Origin of the sequence: Paenirhodobacter enshiensis (assembly GCF_000740785.1) — a bacterium.
Lineage (GTDB): Bacteria > Pseudomonadota > Alphaproteobacteria > Rhodobacterales > Rhodobacteraceae > Rhodobacter > Rhodobacter enshiensis.
Map to the genome: position 1 here is coordinate 1 of NZ_JFZB01000007.1, position 18060 is coordinate 18060.

15 protein-coding genes and 1 tRNA gene are annotated in these 18060 nt (G+C 67.9%); 9 read left to right on the top strand and 7 right to left on the bottom strand.

What is annotated here, in order from left to right:
* Window positions 1-146 precede the first annotated feature (146 nt).
* The 5 genes from CG50_RS05120 to CG50_RS05140 form a co-directional block, all read right to left on the bottom strand.
* Window positions 147-232, bottom strand: a tRNA-Leu gene (locus CG50_RS05120).
* A gap of 4 nt (window positions 233-236) precedes the next feature.
* Complete coding sequence (locus CG50_RS05125; protein ID WP_051909541.1) at window positions 237-743, bottom strand: cytochrome c-type biogenesis protein; 507 nt, start codon at window positions 741-743, stop codon at window positions 237-239.
* Window positions 728-2698 carry a heme lyase CcmF/NrfE family subunit gene (locus CG50_RS05130; protein ID WP_051909544.1) on the bottom strand — a complete coding sequence of 657 codons (1971 nt, stop codon included), beginning with the start codon at window positions 2696-2698 and terminating at the stop codon, window positions 728-730. The genes CG50_RS05125 and CG50_RS05130 overlap by 16 nt, the downstream gene beginning before the upstream one ends.
* A 161-nt stretch (window positions 2699-2859) precedes the next feature.
* Window positions 2860-4260: a 30S ribosomal protein S12 methylthiotransferase RimO gene (gene rimO, locus CG50_RS05135; RefSeq protein ID WP_036636006.1), complete on the bottom strand. Its 1401-nt coding sequence runs from the start codon at window positions 4258-4260 to the stop codon at window positions 2860-2862.
* A gap of 144 nt (window positions 4261-4404) precedes the next feature.
* Window positions 4405-5028, bottom strand: a complete 624-nt coding sequence (locus CG50_RS05140) for a GcrA family cell cycle regulator (RefSeq protein WP_036636009.1) — start codon at window positions 5026-5028, stop codon at window positions 4405-4407.
* A 274-nt stretch (window positions 5029-5302) separates the two neighbouring features.
* On the opposite strand from CG50_RS05140, the gene CG50_RS05145 reads away from it, so the two are divergent.
* Window positions 5303-5794 carry a GNAT family N-acetyltransferase gene (locus CG50_RS05145; RefSeq protein ID WP_211248569.1) on the top strand — a complete coding sequence of 164 codons (492 nt, stop codon included), beginning with the start codon at window positions 5303-5305 and terminating at the stop codon, window positions 5792-5794.
* Window positions 5795-5870: 76 nt separating this feature from the next.
* Here CG50_RS05145 and CG50_RS05150 read toward each other — a convergent pair whose 3' ends face one another.
* Window positions 5871-8063, bottom strand: coding sequence for a primosomal protein N' (locus tag CG50_RS05150; RefSeq protein ID WP_036636013.1), 2193 nt, complete (start codon window positions 8061-8063; stop codon window positions 5871-5873).
* A gap of 237 nt (window positions 8064-8300) precedes the next feature.
* Here CG50_RS05150 and fsa point away from each other — a divergent pair, with 237 nt between their 5' ends.
* The 4 genes from fsa to CG50_RS05175 all read left to right on the top strand — a co-directional run bounded on the left by fsa (window position 8301) and on the right by CG50_RS05175 (window position 11573).
* A complete protein-coding gene (gene fsa / locus CG50_RS05155; protein ID WP_036636015.1) occupies window positions 8301-8954 on the top strand; it encodes a fructose-6-phosphate aldolase in 654 nt (217 codons plus the stop codon).
* A 180-nt stretch (window positions 8955-9134) separates the two neighbouring features.
* Window positions 9135-9890 carry a DUF484 family protein gene (locus CG50_RS05165; RefSeq protein WP_036636018.1) on the top strand — a complete coding sequence of 252 codons (756 nt, stop codon included), beginning with the start codon at window positions 9135-9137 and terminating at the stop codon, window positions 9888-9890.
* Window positions 9887-10819, top strand: coding sequence for a tyrosine recombinase XerC (locus CG50_RS05170; RefSeq protein ID WP_211248570.1), 933 nt, complete (start codon window positions 9887-9889; stop codon window positions 10817-10819). The genes CG50_RS05165 and CG50_RS05170 overlap by 4 nt, the downstream gene beginning before the upstream one ends.
* Before the next feature lie 52 nt (window positions 10820-10871).
* Complete coding sequence (locus CG50_RS05175; protein WP_036636020.1) at window positions 10872-11573, top strand: CDP-alcohol phosphatidyltransferase family protein; 702 nt, start codon at window positions 10872-10874, stop codon at window positions 11571-11573.
* 110 nt (window positions 11574-11683) lie between these two features.
* On the opposite strand, the gene ileS is transcribed toward CG50_RS05175, so the two are convergent.
* Window positions 11684-14608, bottom strand: coding sequence for an isoleucine--tRNA ligase (ileS, locus tag CG50_RS05180; protein ID WP_036636022.1), 2925 nt, complete (start codon window positions 14606-14608; stop codon window positions 11684-11686).
* A 477-nt stretch (window positions 14609-15085) separates the two neighbouring features.
* On the opposite strand from ileS, the gene CG50_RS05185 reads away from it, so the two are divergent.
* From CG50_RS05185 to ybgC, 4 genes are all read left to right on the top strand, one after another.
* Window positions 15086-15808: a GntR family transcriptional regulator gene (locus tag CG50_RS05185; protein WP_051909546.1), complete on the top strand. Its 723-nt coding sequence runs from the start codon at window positions 15086-15088 to the stop codon at window positions 15806-15808.
* Window positions 15805-16665: an urea carboxylase-associated family protein gene (locus CG50_RS05190; RefSeq protein ID WP_036636024.1), complete on the top strand. Its 861-nt coding sequence runs from the start codon at window positions 15805-15807 to the stop codon at window positions 16663-16665. The genes CG50_RS05185 and CG50_RS05190 overlap by 4 nt, the downstream gene beginning before the upstream one ends.
* Before the next feature lie 97 nt (window positions 16666-16762).
* Window positions 16763-17428, top strand: coding sequence for a hypothetical protein (locus CG50_RS05195; RefSeq protein ID WP_036636305.1), 666 nt, complete (start codon window positions 16763-16765; stop codon window positions 17426-17428).
* Complete coding sequence (gene ybgC, locus CG50_RS05200) at window positions 17425-17826, top strand: tol-pal system-associated acyl-CoA thioesterase (RefSeq protein WP_036636027.1); 402 nt, start codon at window positions 17425-17427, stop codon at window positions 17824-17826. Before CG50_RS05195 ends, ybgC begins: the two co-directional genes overlap by 4 nt.
* The last annotated feature ends 234 nt before the right edge of the window (window positions 17827-18060 follow it).

The following is an 18060-nucleotide window of genomic DNA, read 5'->3' on the forward strand; positions in this document are numbered from 1 at the left end:
GCTCGCCATGCGTAATCCGTGCGTGAAATATACGTAAACCGCGCGCGGAACCCTGCGGAAATGGCCGGAAAAGATCAAGCCCCGTAGGGCATGACCTTGAATAACATCCTGATTTTACACGCATAGACGCAAAACCCGGAAATCCGTGGTGCGGGCGACCGGACTCGAACCGGTATGGAGATACCTCCGAGGGAGTTTAAGTCCCATGCGTCTACCATTCCGCCACGCCCGCGTCCCTATTGGCTAGACCGGCACGCGTCCGGCTGCAAGGGATCCGGGGCATGGGGGGCCGGGGAGCGAGGCAGTCCGGTCAGTCTGGCGCTCTCGGCGGGGGACAGAGGAGGCTCGGAGGGATCGGGGCGGCGGCGTCCCAGAACCACGCCCAGAAGCGCCATGCCGAACAGGGTGGGCCCGGCCAGCCACAGCACAAGGTTCGCTCCCCGTGCGTCGGGCCGCAGCAGGGCGGATTCGCCGAAGCGTGTCACCACCGCGTTCAGGGCCTCGGTGTCGCTGTCGCCCGCTTGCAGCCGCGCGCGCAGCAGCCCGCGCAGATCGCGCGCCACACCCGCATCCGAATCGTCGACTGTCTCGCCCTGGCAGACCGGACAGCGCAGTTGCTGCGCAAGCGCCCGGGCCCGGGATTCAAGGGCGGGATCGGTCAGTTGCTCCTCAGGGTCGAGCGCCTCTGCCGCCCCTGCGGCCATGAGCGCGACCAGCGCAACCGCAATCACCGGCAGGCGCATGGCACCCTCCGCTTCCCGCCGCGCCGGTCCGACAGCGCCAGCGCGCCGCCCGCGGCCATCATCCCCGCCGCGCCCCACAACCACAACATGCCGGGGCGCAGGTAGCCGCGCACCGCCCAGCTTCCGTCCCCCTGCGGATCGCCCAGCACCAGATAGATATCGCGCCGGGCCGAGACACGGATCGCCGCTTCGGCCGTCGCAAGCCCCTGCAGCGGATAGACCCGCCGCTCGGGCGACAGCCGGGCCAGCACTTCCGGTCCATCGCGCAGGGTCAGGCGGGCCACGTCGGCGCGGTAATTCGGTCCGTCGCGACGCGTCACGGCGTCCAGCGTCACGCTCAGCCCTCCAAGCGGCATCTGTGCCCCGGGGCGAAGCGCGGCGAGGGTCTCGACCCGGCCAGCGGTGCTCAGCCCGATGGCCACGATCAGCAGCCCGAAGCCGGCATGGCCGAGTGCGCGGCCATGATCGGCGCGCGGCAGCCGGAGAATGCGGCCCGGCCGGCCACGGGCACGTTGCCCGAGGTCAATGACCGCCCCCGCGACGATCCAGCCGCCGAGCCCGACCGCCAGTGCCCCCGCAAGCCGGTTCATCCCGCCCAGCCCCGTCCCGCCCAGCTCTGCCCCGTTCAGTCCCGTCCAGCTCAGCCCGCCCGCGATCACTGCCACGATCAGGGCCGGCCCGAGCCCTGACAGCACCCGGTGCAGTCGCGCGTGCTTCCACCCAAGCAACGCCCCCACCGGCAGCACCAGCCCGAGCAGAACCGCGAAAGGCGTGACGGCCCGCTCGAAATAGGGCGCCCCCACCGACAGGATCCGGCCCGAAACAGCCTCTGCGATCAGTGGCCAGAGCGTCCCTGTCAGCACCACGAAGGCTCCGACGCTCAGCAGCAGGTTATTGAAAACAAGCGCGCTTTCGCGGCTGATCAGGGCAAATCCCGGGCCCGGGTCGATGCGCCCGGCGCGTGCGGCGAACAGCGCCAGCGCCCCCCCCAGAACGACGCCGAGGATCGCCAGAAGCGCGATCCCGCGTGCCGGATCCGTCGCGAAAGCATGGACCGAGCCGAGCAACCCCGAGCGCACGATGAACGTCCCCCCGAGCGCCGCGCCGAAGCCGAGGATGGCGAGAAGGATCGTCCAGGCGCTGAGCACGCCGCGCTTCTCGGCGGCCGGAACGCTGTGCAGCAGTGCCGTTGCCAGAAGCCACGGGATCAGCGAGGCATTCTCGACCGGATCCCAGAACCAGAACCCGCCCCAGCCAAGTTCGCGATAGGCCCACCATGCCCCCGCCGCGATCCCGAGCGTCAGGAACATCCAGGCGAGCAGCACCCAGGGCCGCAGCAGCCCGGCCCATCCGGCACCGGTCCGCCCTTCGATCAGCGCGGCGACGGCCAGCGAATAGGCGAGGCTCAACCCGACATAGCCGAGATACAGCAGCGGCGGATGCAGCGCGAGGCCGGGATCCTCGAGGAGCGGGTTCATCCCCAGCCCCTCGACGGGCGGATCTGTCAGCCGGGTGAACGGGTTCGACACGAGGACCGCATAACCCGTCACCGCTGCCCCGATCGCGCCCTGCACCCCCAGCACCCGCGCCCGGAACCGCGCCGCGACATGGCCCGAGGTCACCGCGAACAGCCCCCCGAACAGCGCAAGGATCAGCGCCCAGAGGAGCATCGACCCCTCATGCCCGCCCCAGACCCCGGCGATCTTGTAAAGCATGGGTTTGGCCCGCTGAGAGCTGCGCCGGATCAGATCGAGAGAGAAATCATCGCTCAGCGCGCCCCATGTCAGCGCCGCGAAGGCCAGTGCCAGCAGGCCGAGCTGCATCCCTGCGGCCCGGCGCCCGGCCGCCATCCAGCCGCCCCAGCCGCGCGCCGCCCCCCAAAGCGTCAGCCCCGCCTGCATCAGCGCGGTGCAGAAGGCGAGGATCAGGGCGAAATGGCCGAGTTCGGCGGTCACGGGCGGGCTCCGGCAAGGGCTTCGGGTCCGCCGACCATAGGCGCGGCAGGGGGCAAGGCCAAGGCCGGGGCGCGCCGGCGCCGGAAACCGGATTCCCGCGGTGGGCACCCGTCGGAGGTTGCACCGCCGCCTGTTCGTCCGGCCTCACTCTGCTGTCGGCCTCAGTCCGCGACCGGCCGGCCCCAGAGGTCGTATTCCGAGGCTTCCTCGATCTCGACACTCAGCATGTCGCCGGGCTTCAGATCCTCGAACCCCTCGTCGATGAACAGGTTGCCGTCGATCTCGGGGGCATCGGCGCGGGTGCGGCAGGTCGCGCCCTCGTCATCGACGCTGTCGACCAGAACCTGCTCGCGGGTGCCGACACGCGCCTCGAGCTTCGCGGCCGAGATCTGCTGCGCCTTCTCCATGAAGCGGTCCCAGCGGTCTTGCTTGACCTCCTCAGGCACCTGATCGGGCAGCGCGTTCGAGCGCGCCCCGGCGACGTTCTCGTATTGGAAGCACCCCACGCGGTCGAGCTGCGCCTCGTCCATCCAGTCGAGGAGATACTGGAATTCCTCTTCCGTCTCGCCCGGATAGCCGACGATGAAGGTCGAACGCAGCACGATGTCGGGGCAGGCCGCGCGCCAGGCCGCGATTTCGTCGAGCGTCTTGGCGGACGCCGCCGGCCGCGCCATGCGTTTCAGAACATCGGGGTGCGCGTGCTGGAACGGGATGTCGAGGTAGGGCAGGATCAGCCCCTCGGCCATCAGGGGCACCAGATCGCGCACATGCGGGTAGGGGTAGACGTAATGAAGCCGCACCCAGGCCCCGGTGCCCTGGGCAAGCTTGCCCATCTCGCGCGCGAGGTCGGTGATATGGCTGCGCACCTCGCCGCCCTTCCACGGGTTCAGATCGTATTTGCGGTCGAGCCCGTAGGCCGAGGTATCTTGCGAGATCACCAGCAGCTCGCGCACCCCGGCATCAAGCAGCTTCTCCGCCTCGCGCAGCACCGCGTGCGCCGGCCGGCTGACCAGCTTGCCGCGCATGTCGGGGATGATGCAGAACTTGCAGGCGTGATTGCAGCCTTCCGAGATCTTCAGATAGCTGTAATGGCGCGGCGTCAGCTTGACCCCGGTCGCCGGCAGCAGGTCGACGAACGGATCGGGCGCGGGCGGCACGGCGCCATGCACGGCATCGAGAACCTGCTCGTATTGCTGCGGCCCCGTCACCGCCAGAACCTTCGGATGCACCCCGGTGATGAATTCGGGCTCGGCGCCGAGGCAGCCGGTCACGATCACCTTGCCGTTCTCCGCCAGCGCCTCGCCGATGGCTTCGAGGCTCTCCGCCTTGGCGCTGTCGAGAAAGCCGCAGGTGTTCACGATCACCGCATCCGCACCCTTGTAATCGGGCGAGATCGCATAGCCCTCGGCGCGCAGCCGGGTCAGGATGCGCTCGCTGTCGACCAGCGCCTTCGGACAGCCGAGGCTGACCATGCCAAGCGTCGGCTGCCCCTCGCGCGGGCGCTCGTCAAAGCGCGGCTGCGGGGCGAGGTCCGGGCGCAGGTTCGGCGGATTGCTGGTCATCTCGGGTCTCCCGCAGGGGCTGGTTTCGCAACGGTCTTCAACGCTGAAGGGCGAGCCTCTCCGACCCGCCCTTTCATCTTTCCTGAAATATCCCGGGGTGAGCCCGGAACGGGCGAGGGGCAGCGCCCCTCTCTCCCTTGTCGCTCAGCGCCGCCGGTCGCGACGCGCGCTCATCGGCTGGAACGCCACCTGCACATGCGCTTCGCAATAGGGTTTGCCGGGCTGCGCGGGCAGGCCGCAGAAATAGAAATTGTCGGTCGCCGGATCGCCGATCGGCCATTTGCAGGTGCGCTCGGTCAGCTCCATCAGGCTGATCTTGCGCGAGCGCTTCTCCGCCTCGCGCGCCGAGGCGAGCGTTTCCGGGCTGATCTCGTTCAACGAGGGCTGCGGCGGCAGCGGCTGGCCGGCGGGCACGATGGCCTTGCGCATCGGCACCGGCGCGACCGGCGCTTCCGCACGCGGCGCGGCGGGGGCGGGCTGGGCCTCGCGCGGACGCAGGGGCGTCACGTTCTCGGCGCGCGGTGCGGCGGCCGGGGCCTCGCGCGGCGCAGCGGGTGCCTCGGCCACGGGGACGGGCTTCGCCACGGGCTCGGGCGCGGGGGCCTCGGCCTCCTCGGCGCCGGTGCGGTTCGACAGACCCAGCCGGTGCACCTTGCCGATGACCGCATTGCGGGTCACCCCACCGAGTTCCTTGGCGATCTGGCTCGCGGATTGCCCCTCGGACCACATCTTCTTCAGCAGTTCGACGCGTTCATCCGTCCAGGACATGGTGACCCTTTCGTCAGTCTGACCGGGCAAGGCGGCAGCGCCGCGCTCCGCTCCGGCGGGAACAATCCCGTTAAGGTGGGGCCCATTCTAATGGGGACGGTCCGAGATACAATCCGCCGCGACCGATTTCAAGGGCAGGCAGTGGCAAGGCGGACGCGATTCGTCGTGAGGGGGGGCGTGACGGGGCGCAGCCCCTGAATTCCGGGTGCCGTGAGCAAAGGGGGCGCAACTCCGTCCCGGTGCATGGTTCGGGACATCCGCGCCTGTTGCGCCGATGTCCCGGATCGCGCAATGTCGCGCCATGGAAAACGCCGAGCTGATCATACGCTGCGCCACCCAAGGTGACCTGCCGCGCCTGCTGGACCTCTATCAACATCTCCTCGCGGGTGACGAGCGTGCCGATGACGCTTCGGCTGCCGAGGCATTCGGACAGTTTCTCCGTTACGCGGGAAGCGCGATTTTCCTTGGCGAGGTCGATGGCATTCTGGTCGCCTCCTGCGTTCTCGTCGTCGTGCCCAATCTGACCCGTGGCGCGAGGCCCTACGGTCTGATCGAAAACGTCGTCACTCATAAGGGTTACCGCCAGAGGGGGCACGGGCGGCGGATCCTCGACGCCGCTACGGCAGCCGCCCGGCGCGCGGGGTGCTACAAGCTCATGCTGCTGACTGGTTCGAAGGAAGCGGGAACCCTCGAATTCTATCTCCGGGCCGGGTTCGAACAGTCGAAGACGGGCTTCCAGAAGCGGTTGATTCCGGTCCTATCTTGAACATTGACAGGCGGGCCTGTCGCCTGACGCATTTCGACGGTCACCCCTCGTTTCCCGCCGGAGACAGCACATCCCTTTACAGAAAACTCTGCGGGTCGATGTCGACCGCCACGCGCATGTTCTTGCCCGGCCGGACCTGCCGCAGCCAGGCACTTAGCGCCGATTGCAACGGCGCGCTCTTTTCGGCCATCACCAGCATCCGCACCCGGAACCGGTCGCGCAGCTTCGAGATCGGCGCCGGCGCCGGGCCGAACACCCGCGCCCCGATCCGGTCGAGCGGCGCGACCCGCCGCGCCAGATCGTTGCCCAGGGCGAACAGCGGCGCGAGTTCCGGCCCCGACAGCACGATCCCCGCCATCCGTCCGAACGGCGGCACGCCCTGCGCGCGGCGCGAGGCCGCCTCGGCGCGCCAGAACGCTTCCTCGTCACCGCCGAGGATCGCGCGGATCACCGGATGCTCGGGCTGATAGGTCTGCAACAGCGCCAGCCCCGGTTTCTCGGCCCGTCCGGCGCGGCCCGCGACCTGGCGCACCAGCTGGAACGTCCGCTCCGAGGCGCGCAGATCCGAGCCCTGCAGCCCGAGGTCGGTGTCGATCACGCCGACCAGCGTCAGATGCGGGAAATTGTGCCCCTTGGCGACGATCTGCGTGCCGACGACGATATCGGCCGCGCCCGCCGCGATGGCGTCGATGGTCTCCTTCAGCGCGCGGGCGGAGCCGAACAGATCCGACGACAGCACCGCGACCCGGCTGTCGGGGAAGCGCGCGCGCACCTCCTCGGCCAGCCGCTCGACGCCCGGACCGACGGGGACGAGCTTGCCCTCGACGCCGCACGACGGGCAGACCGTCGGCACCGGAATGCTCTCGCCGCATTGATGGCAGACCAGCCGTTCGAGAGAGCGGTGATGCACCATCCGCGCATCGCAATGCGGGCAGGCGATCTGATGGCCGCAGGCGCGGCACACGGTGACCGGCGCATAGCCGCGCCGGTTGATGAACAGCATCGACTGTTCCCCGGTGCCGAGGCGGCGGGCGATCTCGGCGCTCAGCGTGGGCGAGATCCAATGCGCGGCCCCGGTCTTCTCGGCGCGCATGTCGATCGGGCGCATCTCGGGCAGTTCCGAGGCGCCGAAGCGGCTGGTCAGATCGACGCGGGCATATTTGCCGGTCTCGGCATTGACCCAGGTTTCCAGGGACGGCGTGGCCGAGGCGAGGACCACCTGGGCACCCGCGAAAGAGGCGCGCAGCACCGCCATGTCGCGGGCGTTGTAGATCACGCCTTCCTCTTGCTTGTAGGAGGTGTCGTGTTCCTCGTCGACGACGATCAGCCCGAGGTCGCGAAACGGCAGGAACAGCGCCGAGCGCGCGCCCACCACCACCTCGGCGCCGCCTTCGGCCACCATGCGCCACAGCCGGCGCCGCTCGCCCTGCGTCGCGCCCGAATGCCATTCACCGGGGCGGGCGCCGAAGCGGGCCTCGATCCGGGCGAGGAAGGCGCCGGTCAGCGCGATTTCGGGCAGCAGCACCAGCGCCTGACGGCCGCGGCGCAGGCAATCGGCGACGGCCTCCAGATAGACCTCGGTCTTGCCCGATCCGGTCACGCCTTTGAGCAGTGTCACGCCAAAGCCGCTGCCCGCGCTGTGGCGCAGCGCCTCGGCCGCGGCGCGCTGATCTGGCGAGAGTGTCTTGCCCGGCCGCTCCGGGTCGAGATGCGGATAGGGCAGATCGCGCGCGGCCTCGGTCTCGCTCACCCCGCCGGCCTTCACGAGGCCCTTGATGACCTGCGTCGTCACCCCGGCCAGCGCCGCGAGTTCGCCGAGGTAATAGCCGCTTTGCGGGGCCGTGGTCAGCGCCTCGATCACCTTGCGCCGGGCCTCGGTCTCGCGCCCGGCGGGCGTGCCCGCGAGGCGATAGACCTTGCGCGTGCCCGGCGGGTCGAACAGTCCGGGCGTGCGGGTCGCCAGACGCAGCACCGCGGGCAGCGGCGTCATGGTGTAATCCGCCATGCGGATCAGGAAGAAGTGCAGCTCTTCGCGCATCGGCGGCACGTCGAGAACGCGGGCCACCTTGCGCAGGCGCCCGGCCTCGAAGCTGCCTTCGCCCGGCCCCCAGACCACGCCCACCACACGGCGCGGGCCGAGCGGCACCTCGACGAAAGCACCGAGCGCGCAGCCGCCCTCGGGCGCGAGGTAATCGAGCGCATGGCCCACCGGCTCGGCGGTCAGCACGCCGAGGCGCGCGCCTTCCTCGAAGAACCCGATCTCGCTCATCGGACGCACCCGTGAAGAACTTTCTGGCCTCCGGCGGGGATATTTATGGAAAGCCGAAAGACAGGGTTGCTTTCGGCTTTCTTCAAATATCCCCGGGGGCGGGGGGCAGGCAGCCCCCCGCGACGGATCCGCGCGCGCATCGGCCGGGCGGCGAGGGGGGCGCCGCGGCCTTTCCCGGCTAGGAAAACCGCGCCGGTTGCGCTATCAGACGGGCGAATGCGTTGCAGGAGAGATCCCATGAAATTCTTCGTCGATACCGCCGATGTGGCGGCGATCCGCGAGCTGAACGACCTCGGCATGGTCGACGGCGTCACCACCAACCCGTCGCTGATCCTGAAGTCGGGACGCGACATTCTCGAAGTGACGAAAGAGATCTGCGACATGGTTTCCGGCCCCGTCTCGGCCGAGGTCGTCGCGACCGAGGCCAGGGAGATGATCGCCGAAGGTCTGAAGCTTGCCAAGATCGCCCCCAATATCGCGATCAAGGTGCCGCTGACCTGGGCCGGGCTGACCGCCTGCAAGGCTTTCGCATCCGAAGGCCACATGGTCAACGTCACGCTGTGCTTCTCGGCGGCGCAGGCGATCCTGGCGGCGAAGGCCGGCGCGACCTTCATCTCGCCCTTCGTCGGCCGGCTCGACGATATCGACCTCGACGGGCTCGACCTGATCGAGGACATCCGCACGATCTACGACAATTACGATTTCAGGACGCAGATCCTTGCGGCCTCGATCCGTAACGTCGGCCATATCACGAGCTGTGCGAAGATCGGTGCCGACGTGATCACCGCGCCGCCCGCCGTCATCAAGGCGATGGCGAACCATGTGCTGACCGACAAGGGGCTTGATCAGTTCATGAAGGACTGGGCGAAAACCGGGCAGAAGATCCTCTGATCGGGGGCGCGCTTCCCGTCAGGGTTGAATCCGGCGCGCCGGGTTCTTCCGCAGTGGCCCGAAATGGCAACCGGCCCGCCACATCGGCGGGCCGTTTTCGTATCCGGGATATATTTTCTGCCGGATCAGAGACTTTTGTGGCACAGTCGTCAGGACGATTCACCACCGGACGCGGGGGACATGACGGATTCGGCGCTGGCGCAGCTGTTGCGCGACAAGATCATCTCGGACCCGGAAGTCATTCTGGGGGATCAGGATCTGATGCGGGCACTGGTCGCGGCCAGCGACAGCGCGATGGGGGCGAATGTGGTCGACCTGCGCGGTGTGGCCATGGCCCGGCTTGAAACCCGGCTCGACCGGCTGGAGGATACCCACCGCTCCGTCATCGCGGCGGCGTATGAAAATCTCGCGGGCACCAACCAGATCCATCGCGCGGTGCTGCGGCTGCTGGAGGCGCGCAGCTTTCCGGAGCTTCTTTCGGTGCTTTCCGGCCCGGTGGCCGAGACGTTGCGCATCGATTCGGTGCGGCTGATCCTTGAGACGAAGCAGCGTGGCGACGATCCGGCGCTTGCGGCGCTCGGTGAGATGCTGGGTATCGCCGATCCGGGGTTCGTGGCCGATTACATGCGCCGCGGGCATGGCGGGCCGGCGCGCGCGGTGGTGCTGCGCCGCATTCCGGCGACGCGGCTTGATGTCGGGCTGACGGCCGGGCTGTCGGGAAGCACGACGATCTATGGCGAGGCCGGCACCGGCGAGAACGGCGGCTGGCTGCGCTCCGAGGCGCTGATGCGGCTCGACCTCGGTCCCGGGCGGTTGCCGGGGATGCTGGCCATGGCCTCGGAGGATCCGGATCTGTTCCGGCCCTCGCAGGGGACCGACCTTCTCGGCTTTTTCGCCGGCGTGTTCGAGCGCACGATGCGCGGGTTTCTGGGATGACCGAGCTGACCGTCGGCTTGTCCGACGGCGCGGTGCAGATGCTTGGGCGGTGGCTCGATCATCTGCGCGCGCTCGATGGGGCGTCGGAGAATACCATCACCGCCTATCGTGCCGATGTGGCGGGGTTTCTGGGCTTTCTCGGCCGTCATCATGGCGAGGGCATGGGGGCCGAACGGCTGAAACGGGTGATCCAGTCCGACATGCGGGCCTGGATGGCGCATGAGCGGGGGCGGGGGCTGTCGTCGCGCTCGCTCGCGCGCGAGCTGTCCTCGGTCAAGAGTTTCTACCGCTGGTTTTCCGAGCGCGAGGGGTTCGATGCGACGCATGTCCTCTCGGCGCGCGCGCCGCGGTTTCAGGCGAAGCTGCCACGCCCTCTGTCCGAGAGTGCCGCGCGCGACGTGATCGCCCAGGTCGAGGTGCAGGCGGCCGAGCCCTGGATCGCGGCACGCGATGCGGCGATCATGACATTGCTTTACGGTTGCGGGCTGCGCCGCTCCGAGGCGCTTGGCCTGACCGGATCCGACGTGCCCTTGCCCGAGGTTCTGCGCATTCGAGGCAAGGGCGACAAGGAGCGTCTGGTTCCGGTGCTGCCGGCCGCGCGGGATGCGGTCGAAGATTATGTGCGGCTGTGTCCCTATGCGCCCGGCCCCGGCGAGGCGCTGTTTCGCGGTGCGCGCGGCGGGGCGCTGAACCCGCGTCTCGTCGATCTGGCGATGGAAAAGGCGCGGGTATCGCTCGGTCTGCCGGTGACGGCGACGCCTCATGCGCTGCGCCACAGCTTCGCCACGCATCTTCTGGCCTCTGGCGGCGATCTGCGCGCGATCCAGGAGCTTCTGGGCCATGCCCGGCTGTCGACGACGCAGGTCTATACTGCCGTCGACGGGGCGCGACTGATGCAGGTTTATCGCGCTGCCCATCCAAGGGCCTGAGGCGGGGTTGTTCCTGTTGCGGGCCGGGGCGCTTTGGGGCAGGAAGGCGCGCATGAAACTTCAGTACAAAGCCCTTTCGGTGCACCTTCTTACGGCGACGGGTGCGGTCCTTTCGATGCTGGCGATGCTGGCTGCGGTCGAGGGGAAATGGTCGCTCATGTTCCTGTGGCTGGTCGTGGCGCTGATCGTCGACGGTGTCGACGGGCCGCTGGCGCGCCGTTACGACACGCCGCGCAACTGGCCGATCTACGATGGCGTCCTGATGGACCTGATCGTCGATTACCTGACCTATGTGTTCATTCCGGCCTATGCGCTGTTCAAGTCGGGGTTGCTGCCGGGCTGGACCGGCTGGCTCGCGATCATCGCGATCACCTATGCCAGCGTGATCTATTTCGCCGACACGCGGATGAAGACCAAGGACAAGTCGTTCTCGGGCTTTCCGGCGTGCTGGAACATGGTGGTGCTGGTGATGTTCGCGCTGCATCCGGGCTACTGGACGGTGCTGGGCGTGGTGCTGGCGCTGACGGTGGCGATGTTCTTCCCGCTCAAGTTCATCCATCCGACGCGCACGAAGCGCTGGCGCGCGGTTTCGCTGCCGGTCTCGGCGGTCTGGGTGGTCTGCGCGGCCTGGGCGGCCTTGGTGAATTTCGACGAGGGCAGCCTTGCGCATTGGGGGCTGGTCGTCACCTCGATCTATCTGATGGTCGCGGGCATCGCTCAGCAGATCTTCCCGCCGCGCGGTGGGGCCCACTGATCCGCCGCACCGTCGCCGGAACGACAGGTCTGAAACGACAAAGGGCGCCCCGGTCAGGGCGCCCTTTTCATGTTCGGGGGAGGGCCGGGGCGATCCCGGCCCGGGTCCGTTCAGCCAAGCGCCGCGTCGCAGCGCGCGCAGGTATGGGCGTGGCTGTGCGTGCCGACGTCCGGCAGGATCTTCCAGCAGCGTTCGCACTTCTCACCCGGCGCCATGCGGAACTCGACCGCGACCGAGGGCACCTCGGCCAGCGCGAAGGCGCCTTCGGGCGCCGGATCGGTCGTCACCGTCAGATCCGAGGTGATGCACAGCTCGGCGAAATCGACCGAGGTCAGCATCGTCGCCAGCGCATCGTCCGTCACATGGACCACCGGCGCTGCCTCGAGGGACGAACCGATGACCTTCGCGGTGCGCTCGACCTCGAGGGCCGCGGTCACCGCGCGACGGGCGCGGCGCACCGCCTCCCATTTCGCGGCGAGCGCCGGGTCGAGCCAGCTTGCCGGGGTCTCGGCGAAGTCGTGCAGATGCACCGAGTCGTCTTCGGACGGGAAGCGCGACAGCCAGACGTCTTCCATGGTGAACGGCAGGATCGGCGCGAGCCAGGTGGTCAGGCGGTGGAACAGCAGATCCATCACCGTGCGCGTCGCGCGCCGGCGCAGGCTGTCGGGCGCGTCGCAATACAGCGCGTCCTTGCGCACGTCGAACCAGAACGACGACAGCTCGACCGTGCAGAAGTTGAACAGCGTCTGGAACACGCCCGAGAAGTTGAACCCGCGGTAGTTCTCGCGCACCGAGACGTCGATCTCGGCCAGACGATGCAGGATCCAGCGCTCCATCTCCGGCATCTCGGCGACGGGCAGGCGCTCGGCCTCGTCGAAGTCCTTCAGCGCGCCGAGCATGAAGCGCAGCGTGTTGCGCAGCCGGCGATAGCTGTCGGCGGTGCCCTTCAGGATCTTCGGCCCGATGCGCTGATCGGCGGTGTAATCGGTCTGGGCGACCCACAGGCGCAGCACGTCGGCGCCGTATTGCTCGATCACCTCGGCCGGCGCCACGGTGTTGCCGAGCGACTTGGACATCTTCATGCCCTTCTCGTCGAGCGTGAAACCATGGGTGACGACGTTGCGATAGGGCGCGCGCCCGATCGTGGCCGAGCCCTGCAGCAGCGACGAGTGGAACCAGCCGCGGTGCTGGTCGGTGCCTTCCATATAGACGTCGGCGATGCCGTCCTTCGCGCCGTCCTCGCGGTCGCGCAGCACGAAGGCATGGGTCGATCCGCTGTCGAACCACACGTCGAGCACGTCCATCACCTGATCGTACTCCGCCGGGTCTGCGATGCCGTCGAGCATCTTCTCCTTGAAGCCCTCGGTATACCAGACATCGGCGCCGTCCTTCTCGAAGGCGTCGCGGATGCGGGCGTTGAGCGCCGCGTTCCTCAGCAGGAAGTCCGGGTCGGTCGGGCGCAGGCCCTTGCGGGTGAAACAGGTCAGCGGCACGCCCCAGGCGCGCTGGCGCGACAGCACCCAGTCGGGGCGGTTCTCGACCATGTTGTGCAGCCGGTTGCGGCCCGACGCCGGGGTGAAGGTCACCAGCTCTTCGATCGACTTCAGCGCGCGGGCGCGGATCGTGTCGCCATAGGTGCCCATGCCGTCATCGAGCTTGTGGTCGATCGCAGCGAACCACTGCGGCGTGTTGCGATAGATCACCGGCGCCTTCGAGCGCCACGAATGCGGGTAGGAATGGCGGATCTTGCCCTTGGCCAGAAGCGCGCCGGCATGGGCGAGCTGCTTGATGTTGGCGACATTCGCCGGGCCTTCCTTGCCGTCCTGTTCGAGGATCGCAAGCCCGCCGAACAGCGGCAGATCGGTGCGGTAGGTGCCATCGGCCTCGACGTTGTAGGTCATCGGCAGTTTGAACTTCAGGCCGACCTGATAGTCGTCCTCGCCATGGCTCGGGGCGGTGTGAACGAAGCCGGTGCCGGCATCCTCGGTCACGTGATCGCCGGGCAGCATCGGCACGTCGAAATCCCATTCGCCATTGGCGCCCTCGGCGCCGGCATAGGGGTGCGACAGGGCCACGCCCTCGAAACTTGCGGTCGGCACTTCGCCGAGACGCGTCATCGCCGTGATCTTCGCCGCCGCCTTCACGCTGTCGGCCAGCGCATCGGCGAGGATCAGCACCTCGCCCACGCGGGCGGTCGACTTCTCGTCCGCCGCATCGACGCGATACATCGCGTAAGTGATGTTCGGATTGTAGCACACCGCGCGGTTTTGCGGGATGGTCCAGGGCGTCGTCGTCCAGATCACCACCGAAGCGCCGTCGAGCGCGCCGTTCTTCGGCGCGAAGCGCACCCAGATCGTGTGCGAGCTGTGATCGTGATATTCGACCTCGGCCTCGGCGAGGGCGGTCTTCTCGACCGGCGACCACATCACCGGCTTCGAGCCCTGATAGAGCGTGCCGTCCATCAGGAACTTCATGAACTCGTCGGCGATGATCGCCTCGGCATGGAAGTCCATGGTCAGATAGGGGTGATCCCAGTTGCCGTTGATGCCGAGGCGCTTGAATTCCTCGCGCTGGACGGCGACCCAGCCCTCGGCGAAGCGGCGGCATTCCTGACGGAAGGCGACGGTGTCGACGTCATCCTTGTTCAGCCCCTTGGCGCGATACTGCTCCTCGATCTTCCATTCGATCGGCAGGCCGTGGCAGTCCCAGCCCGGAACGTAGCGCGCATCGTGGCCCATCATCTGATGGCTGCGCACGATGATGTCCTTGATGGTCTTGTTCAGCGCGTGGCCGATGTGCAGATGGCCGTTGGCGTAGGGCGGGCCGTCATGCAGCACGAAATCGGGCCGGTCGCCCGAGCGCGCCTTGTCGCGCAGCGCGTTGTAGACGTCGATCCGCGCCCAACGGGCCAGCCATTCCGGCTCGCGCGCCGGCAGGCCCGCGCGCATCGGGAAGCTGGTGTCGGGAAGGAAAACGGTGTCGCGGTAATCGGCATCGGACGACGGGGTGGAGGAAACGGGCGTATCGGCGCTCATCGGAAAAACAGTCCTGTCAGGAGAATGGGCGCGTGGCGCCCGTGCATCGGCGTGGGAATCCCGGCTACCCTGACGCGTCAGAGCGCCGGGCAGGTAATTCGCGTCAGGGTGCGCACAAGCCAAGTCATGCGCGCCTTATAGATAAGCGTTCAGCGCGCGGCAAGCGCGGATGGGGCCGCGGCGGCAGGGGGCTGCTGCGCTCGAAAAGGGGAAAGGGGGGCTCTGCCCCGCAGATGAGTAAAAGGGAGGGGGCTCTGCCCCCTCGGGCCTCGCGGCCCTCACCCCCGGGATATTTTCGGAAAGATGAATGGATGGGCACTTGGGAAAGTTGTTCAACAAAATGTCAGAGATATTCGTTTTTATCTTGTCGTGAAGCCGGTTTCGATCTTAGCAATCATTGCGAAAACCAGTGGCATTTCATGCCTGATTTGCCTTCATAATTGTTGAACAATATACAGGCAGGATCGGGAGGTCCGCATGAGCCGCCCTGATTCTGCCTCTTCCGGTCTTGCACCGTCGGCCTCCGAGGTCGCGGCGATCCTGCTGCGCGACAAGATCCTGCGCGGCGAGCTGGCGGCCGGCGCGCCCGTGCGGGAAGTGGTCTGGGCCGAGGCGCTGAACCTGTCTCGCAACACCTTGCGCGAGGCGCTGCACGCGCTGATCGCCGAGGGGCTGGTGGAGCATCGTCCGCATCGCGGAGTGACGGTGAGGACGCTCGGCCACGCGGATATCCGCGAGATCTACGCCATTCGCATGACGCTGGAGTTGCGCGGCATCGCCTGCAGCGCAAGGGCGCCGGTGGACGCGATGCGGGCGTTGCAAGGCCATGTCGCGGCGATGCAGGACGCGGCTGAGCGGGGCGACTGGCGCGCGGTCGGCACCGAGTCTCTGGCGTTTCATCGCGCCATCGTCGGTTTCATCTGCAGCCCGCGGCTTGATCGGCTGTTCGCCTCGGTCGCGGCGCAGGCGCGGCTGGCGTTTTCCGCGGCCGCCGATGCAGAGCGGTTCCAGAAGCCCTGGGTCGCGCGCGATGCCGGGATCTGCGCACAGCTGTGCGCCGGCGATTGCGAGGCCGCCGCGCGCGCGATGGAACAGTATCTGAACGACTCCGAAAGCATGGTTCTGGCCGCCGCGCGGGCGCGCGCGCTGTCGGTCGTTCCAGATCCCGACGCCCCCGATCCCGAGAGGACATCCGCATGAAACCCGCCCCGATCACCGCAGCCCCCCTCGACGCCGCGGCCCGCAAGGCCATCGCGCCTCTCGTGTGCTATCCGGTCGAGACCCTGCCGCGCCCCGATCTCGCCCGCTACCGTGCGGTGCGCGATGACGTCACGCTGGTCGAACGGCTGGTCATTCCGCCGCGCGAGGCCGGCACCTGGACGGTCCCCGCAGGGCATTTCTGCCGCATCCTGTGCATCGAGGGGCCGCAGGTCGCCGACCTCAACCTGTTCAACCTCAACAACCTCGAAGAGCGGTTCTATTCCGGCAAGACGCGCGCGCTGAACGGCACTCATGTCGGGCTGGGCGATCAGCTGTTCTCTAGCTTCCCTCACATGCGTCCGATGGCGACGATCACCCATGACACGCTCGACTGGTATGGGTTCGACGATTTCGGCGGTGCGGTCCATGACGTGATCGGCACGCGTTGCGATCCCTACACGCACAATCTGCTCAGCCATGGCGGGCAGTATCACCATTGCTGTCATTCCAACCTGACCCGCGCTTTCGCCGCCCATACCGGCAAACCTCTGGCCGAGGCCGAGCGCTACATCCATGACGTGCTCAACGTCTTCATGTGCACCGGCTTCACCCGCGATACCGGACAGTATTTCATGAAGGCGAGCCCGGTGCGGGTGGGCGATTACCTCGAATTCTTCGCCGAGATCGACCTTCTGGGCTGCATGTCGGTCTGCCCGGGCGGCGATTGTTCGAGCGAGCATTCCTCGGATGTCGCGGCGTGCCATCCGCTTGCCGTCGAGGTCTGGCGCCCCGCCGCGCTGCCCGAGGGCTGGGCCCCCGCGCCGGAAAACGGTTACGACCGCAGCCATGGGCTTTGACCGCTTCGGACCGGGCAGGGGGCTTCACCTGCCCGGCCGCGGGGGGTAGTCTCGCGCGCGGAAATGACGTGCAGGACGGGACCGGCCGAAGATGACGATGACCAATGCCGCAGCGGGGCTGCCCTCGGAAACGGTCGCGCGGATGTTCACCCGCGCCGATGGCAGCTATGCCTTCGCCCGCTGGGGCCGGCCGATCGTGCCGGTGGTGTTCGGCGTCGACGACGCGACGCTGAGCGTGGTCAAGGGCGCGATCGAGGCGGTGGTGGCGCTCGCCGGTCACAAGATGGCCGAGACCGATCCCGAGATCGGCGCGAATGTCATGATCTTCTTCCTGCGCGACTGGGACGAGCTGCTGAGCGTGCCGGACCTCGGGCGGATGATCGACGGGCTCGATGCGTTGGTGGCGCGGCTGAAGGCGCGCGGCGCGAACCAGTATCGCACCTTCCGTTTCGACGCCGAGGGCGCGATCAAGGCCTGTTTCGGGTTCTGCCGCCTCGATGCCGCACTCGCCGCACTGCCCGCCGACACCGTGGCACTGTCGATGGCAGTGCAAACGATGCTGGGCTGGAGCGACGGCGCCTTCGCCGATGTCGCGCCCCTGGCCGAGGCGAAGGGCCGGGCGGTCCTGCGTCCCGAGATCGCGGCGCTGTTGCAGGCGGCCTATGCGCCCACCATGCCCGCCGTCGCCCGCGATCCGAGCCATGCGTTGCGTCTGGCGGCGCGGATCGCGCTTGCGACGGCGCGAACGGAGGAAGACGAATGAGCCATGAATTCCCGATCCGGGTTTACTACGAGGACACTGACCTCGCCGGGATCGTCTATTACGCGAACTATCTGAAGTTCATCGAGCGCGCCCGCAGCGAATGGGTGCGATCGCTCGGCGTCGATCAGCTGGCGCTGAAGCGCGATGCGGGGCTGGTCTTCGCCGTGCGCCGGGTCGAGGCGGATTATCTGCGCCCGGCGCATTTCGATGACGAGCTGGTGGTGAAAACCGATCTCGTCTCGTTCGGCGGGGCGCGGCTGGTGCTGGAGCAGGGCGTGTGGCGGGCCGGAGAGCGGTTGTTCGGTGCCACCGTGACCCTCGTGTGCCTGACCGAGGCGGGCGGACCCGCGCGACTGCCCGCCGAGCTGCGCCGCCGTCTGGTGCCGACGATCCAGTGATCGGGCCAGTGATCGGGCCAGTGACCGGGCGGCCGCGCGGACACAAGTCACACCCCCCGGAGCGCCGCAAAGCTGCAAAAAAGGTGAATTTCGGGCTGGACCCGGCCGGCAAACAGGTGGAAATCAGGCGCGCCGGGCCCCGGGTCCAGCCATGAGCCCTGTGCAATTCCGCCCGCAACGCGGTGCGATGACGCAGATGTTATGGCGTTCCCGGTGAACCTCGGGTAGAATCGC

What these genes read in the sequence shown, in the direction of transcription:
- CG50_RS05125 (WP_051909541.1), bottom strand. Translation starts at nt 743, where the DNA reads ATGCGCCTGCCGGTGATTGCGGTTGCGCTGGTCGCGCTCATGGCCGCA.
- rimO (WP_036636006.1), bottom strand. Translation starts at nt 4,260, where the DNA reads ATGACCAGCAATCCGCCGAACCTGCGCCCGGACCTCGCCCCGCAGCCG.
- CG50_RS05140 (WP_036636009.1), bottom strand. Translation starts at nt 5,028, where the DNA reads ATGTCCTGGACGGATGAACGCGTCGAACTGCTGAAGAAGATGTGGTCC.
- CG50_RS05145 (WP_211248569.1), top strand. Translation starts at nt 5,303, where the DNA reads ATGTCCCGGATCGCGCAATGTCGCGCCATGGAAAACGCCGAGCTGATC.
- CG50_RS05150 (WP_036636013.1), bottom strand. Translation starts at nt 8,063, where the DNA reads ATGAGCGAGATCGGGTTCTTCGAGGAAGGCGCGCGCCTCGGCGTGCTG.
- fsa (WP_036636015.1), top strand. Translation starts at nt 8,301, where the DNA reads ATGAAATTCTTCGTCGATACCGCCGATGTGGCGGCGATCCGCGAGCTG.
- CG50_RS05165 (WP_036636018.1), top strand. Translation starts at nt 9,135, where the DNA reads ATGACGGATTCGGCGCTGGCGCAGCTGTTGCGCGACAAGATCATCTCG.
- CG50_RS05170 (WP_211248570.1), top strand. Translation starts at nt 9,887, where the DNA reads ATGACCGAGCTGACCGTCGGCTTGTCCGACGGCGCGGTGCAGATGCTT.
- CG50_RS05175 (WP_036636020.1), top strand. Translation starts at nt 10,872, where the DNA reads ATGAAACTTCAGTACAAAGCCCTTTCGGTGCACCTTCTTACGGCGACG.
- ileS (WP_036636022.1), bottom strand. Translation starts at nt 14,608, where the DNA reads ATGAGCGCCGATACGCCCGTTTCCTCCACCCCGTCGTCCGATGCCGAT.
- CG50_RS05185 (WP_051909546.1), top strand. Translation starts at nt 15,086, where the DNA reads ATGAGCCGCCCTGATTCTGCCTCTTCCGGTCTTGCACCGTCGGCCTCC.
- CG50_RS05190 (WP_036636024.1), top strand. Translation starts at nt 15,805, where the DNA reads ATGAAACCCGCCCCGATCACCGCAGCCCCCCTCGACGCCGCGGCCCGC.
- CG50_RS05195 (WP_036636305.1), top strand. Translation starts at nt 16,763, where the DNA reads ATGACCAATGCCGCAGCGGGGCTGCCCTCGGAAACGGTCGCGCGGATG.
- ybgC (WP_036636027.1), top strand. Translation starts at nt 17,425, where the DNA reads ATGAGCCATGAATTCCCGATCCGGGTTTACTACGAGGACACTGACCTC.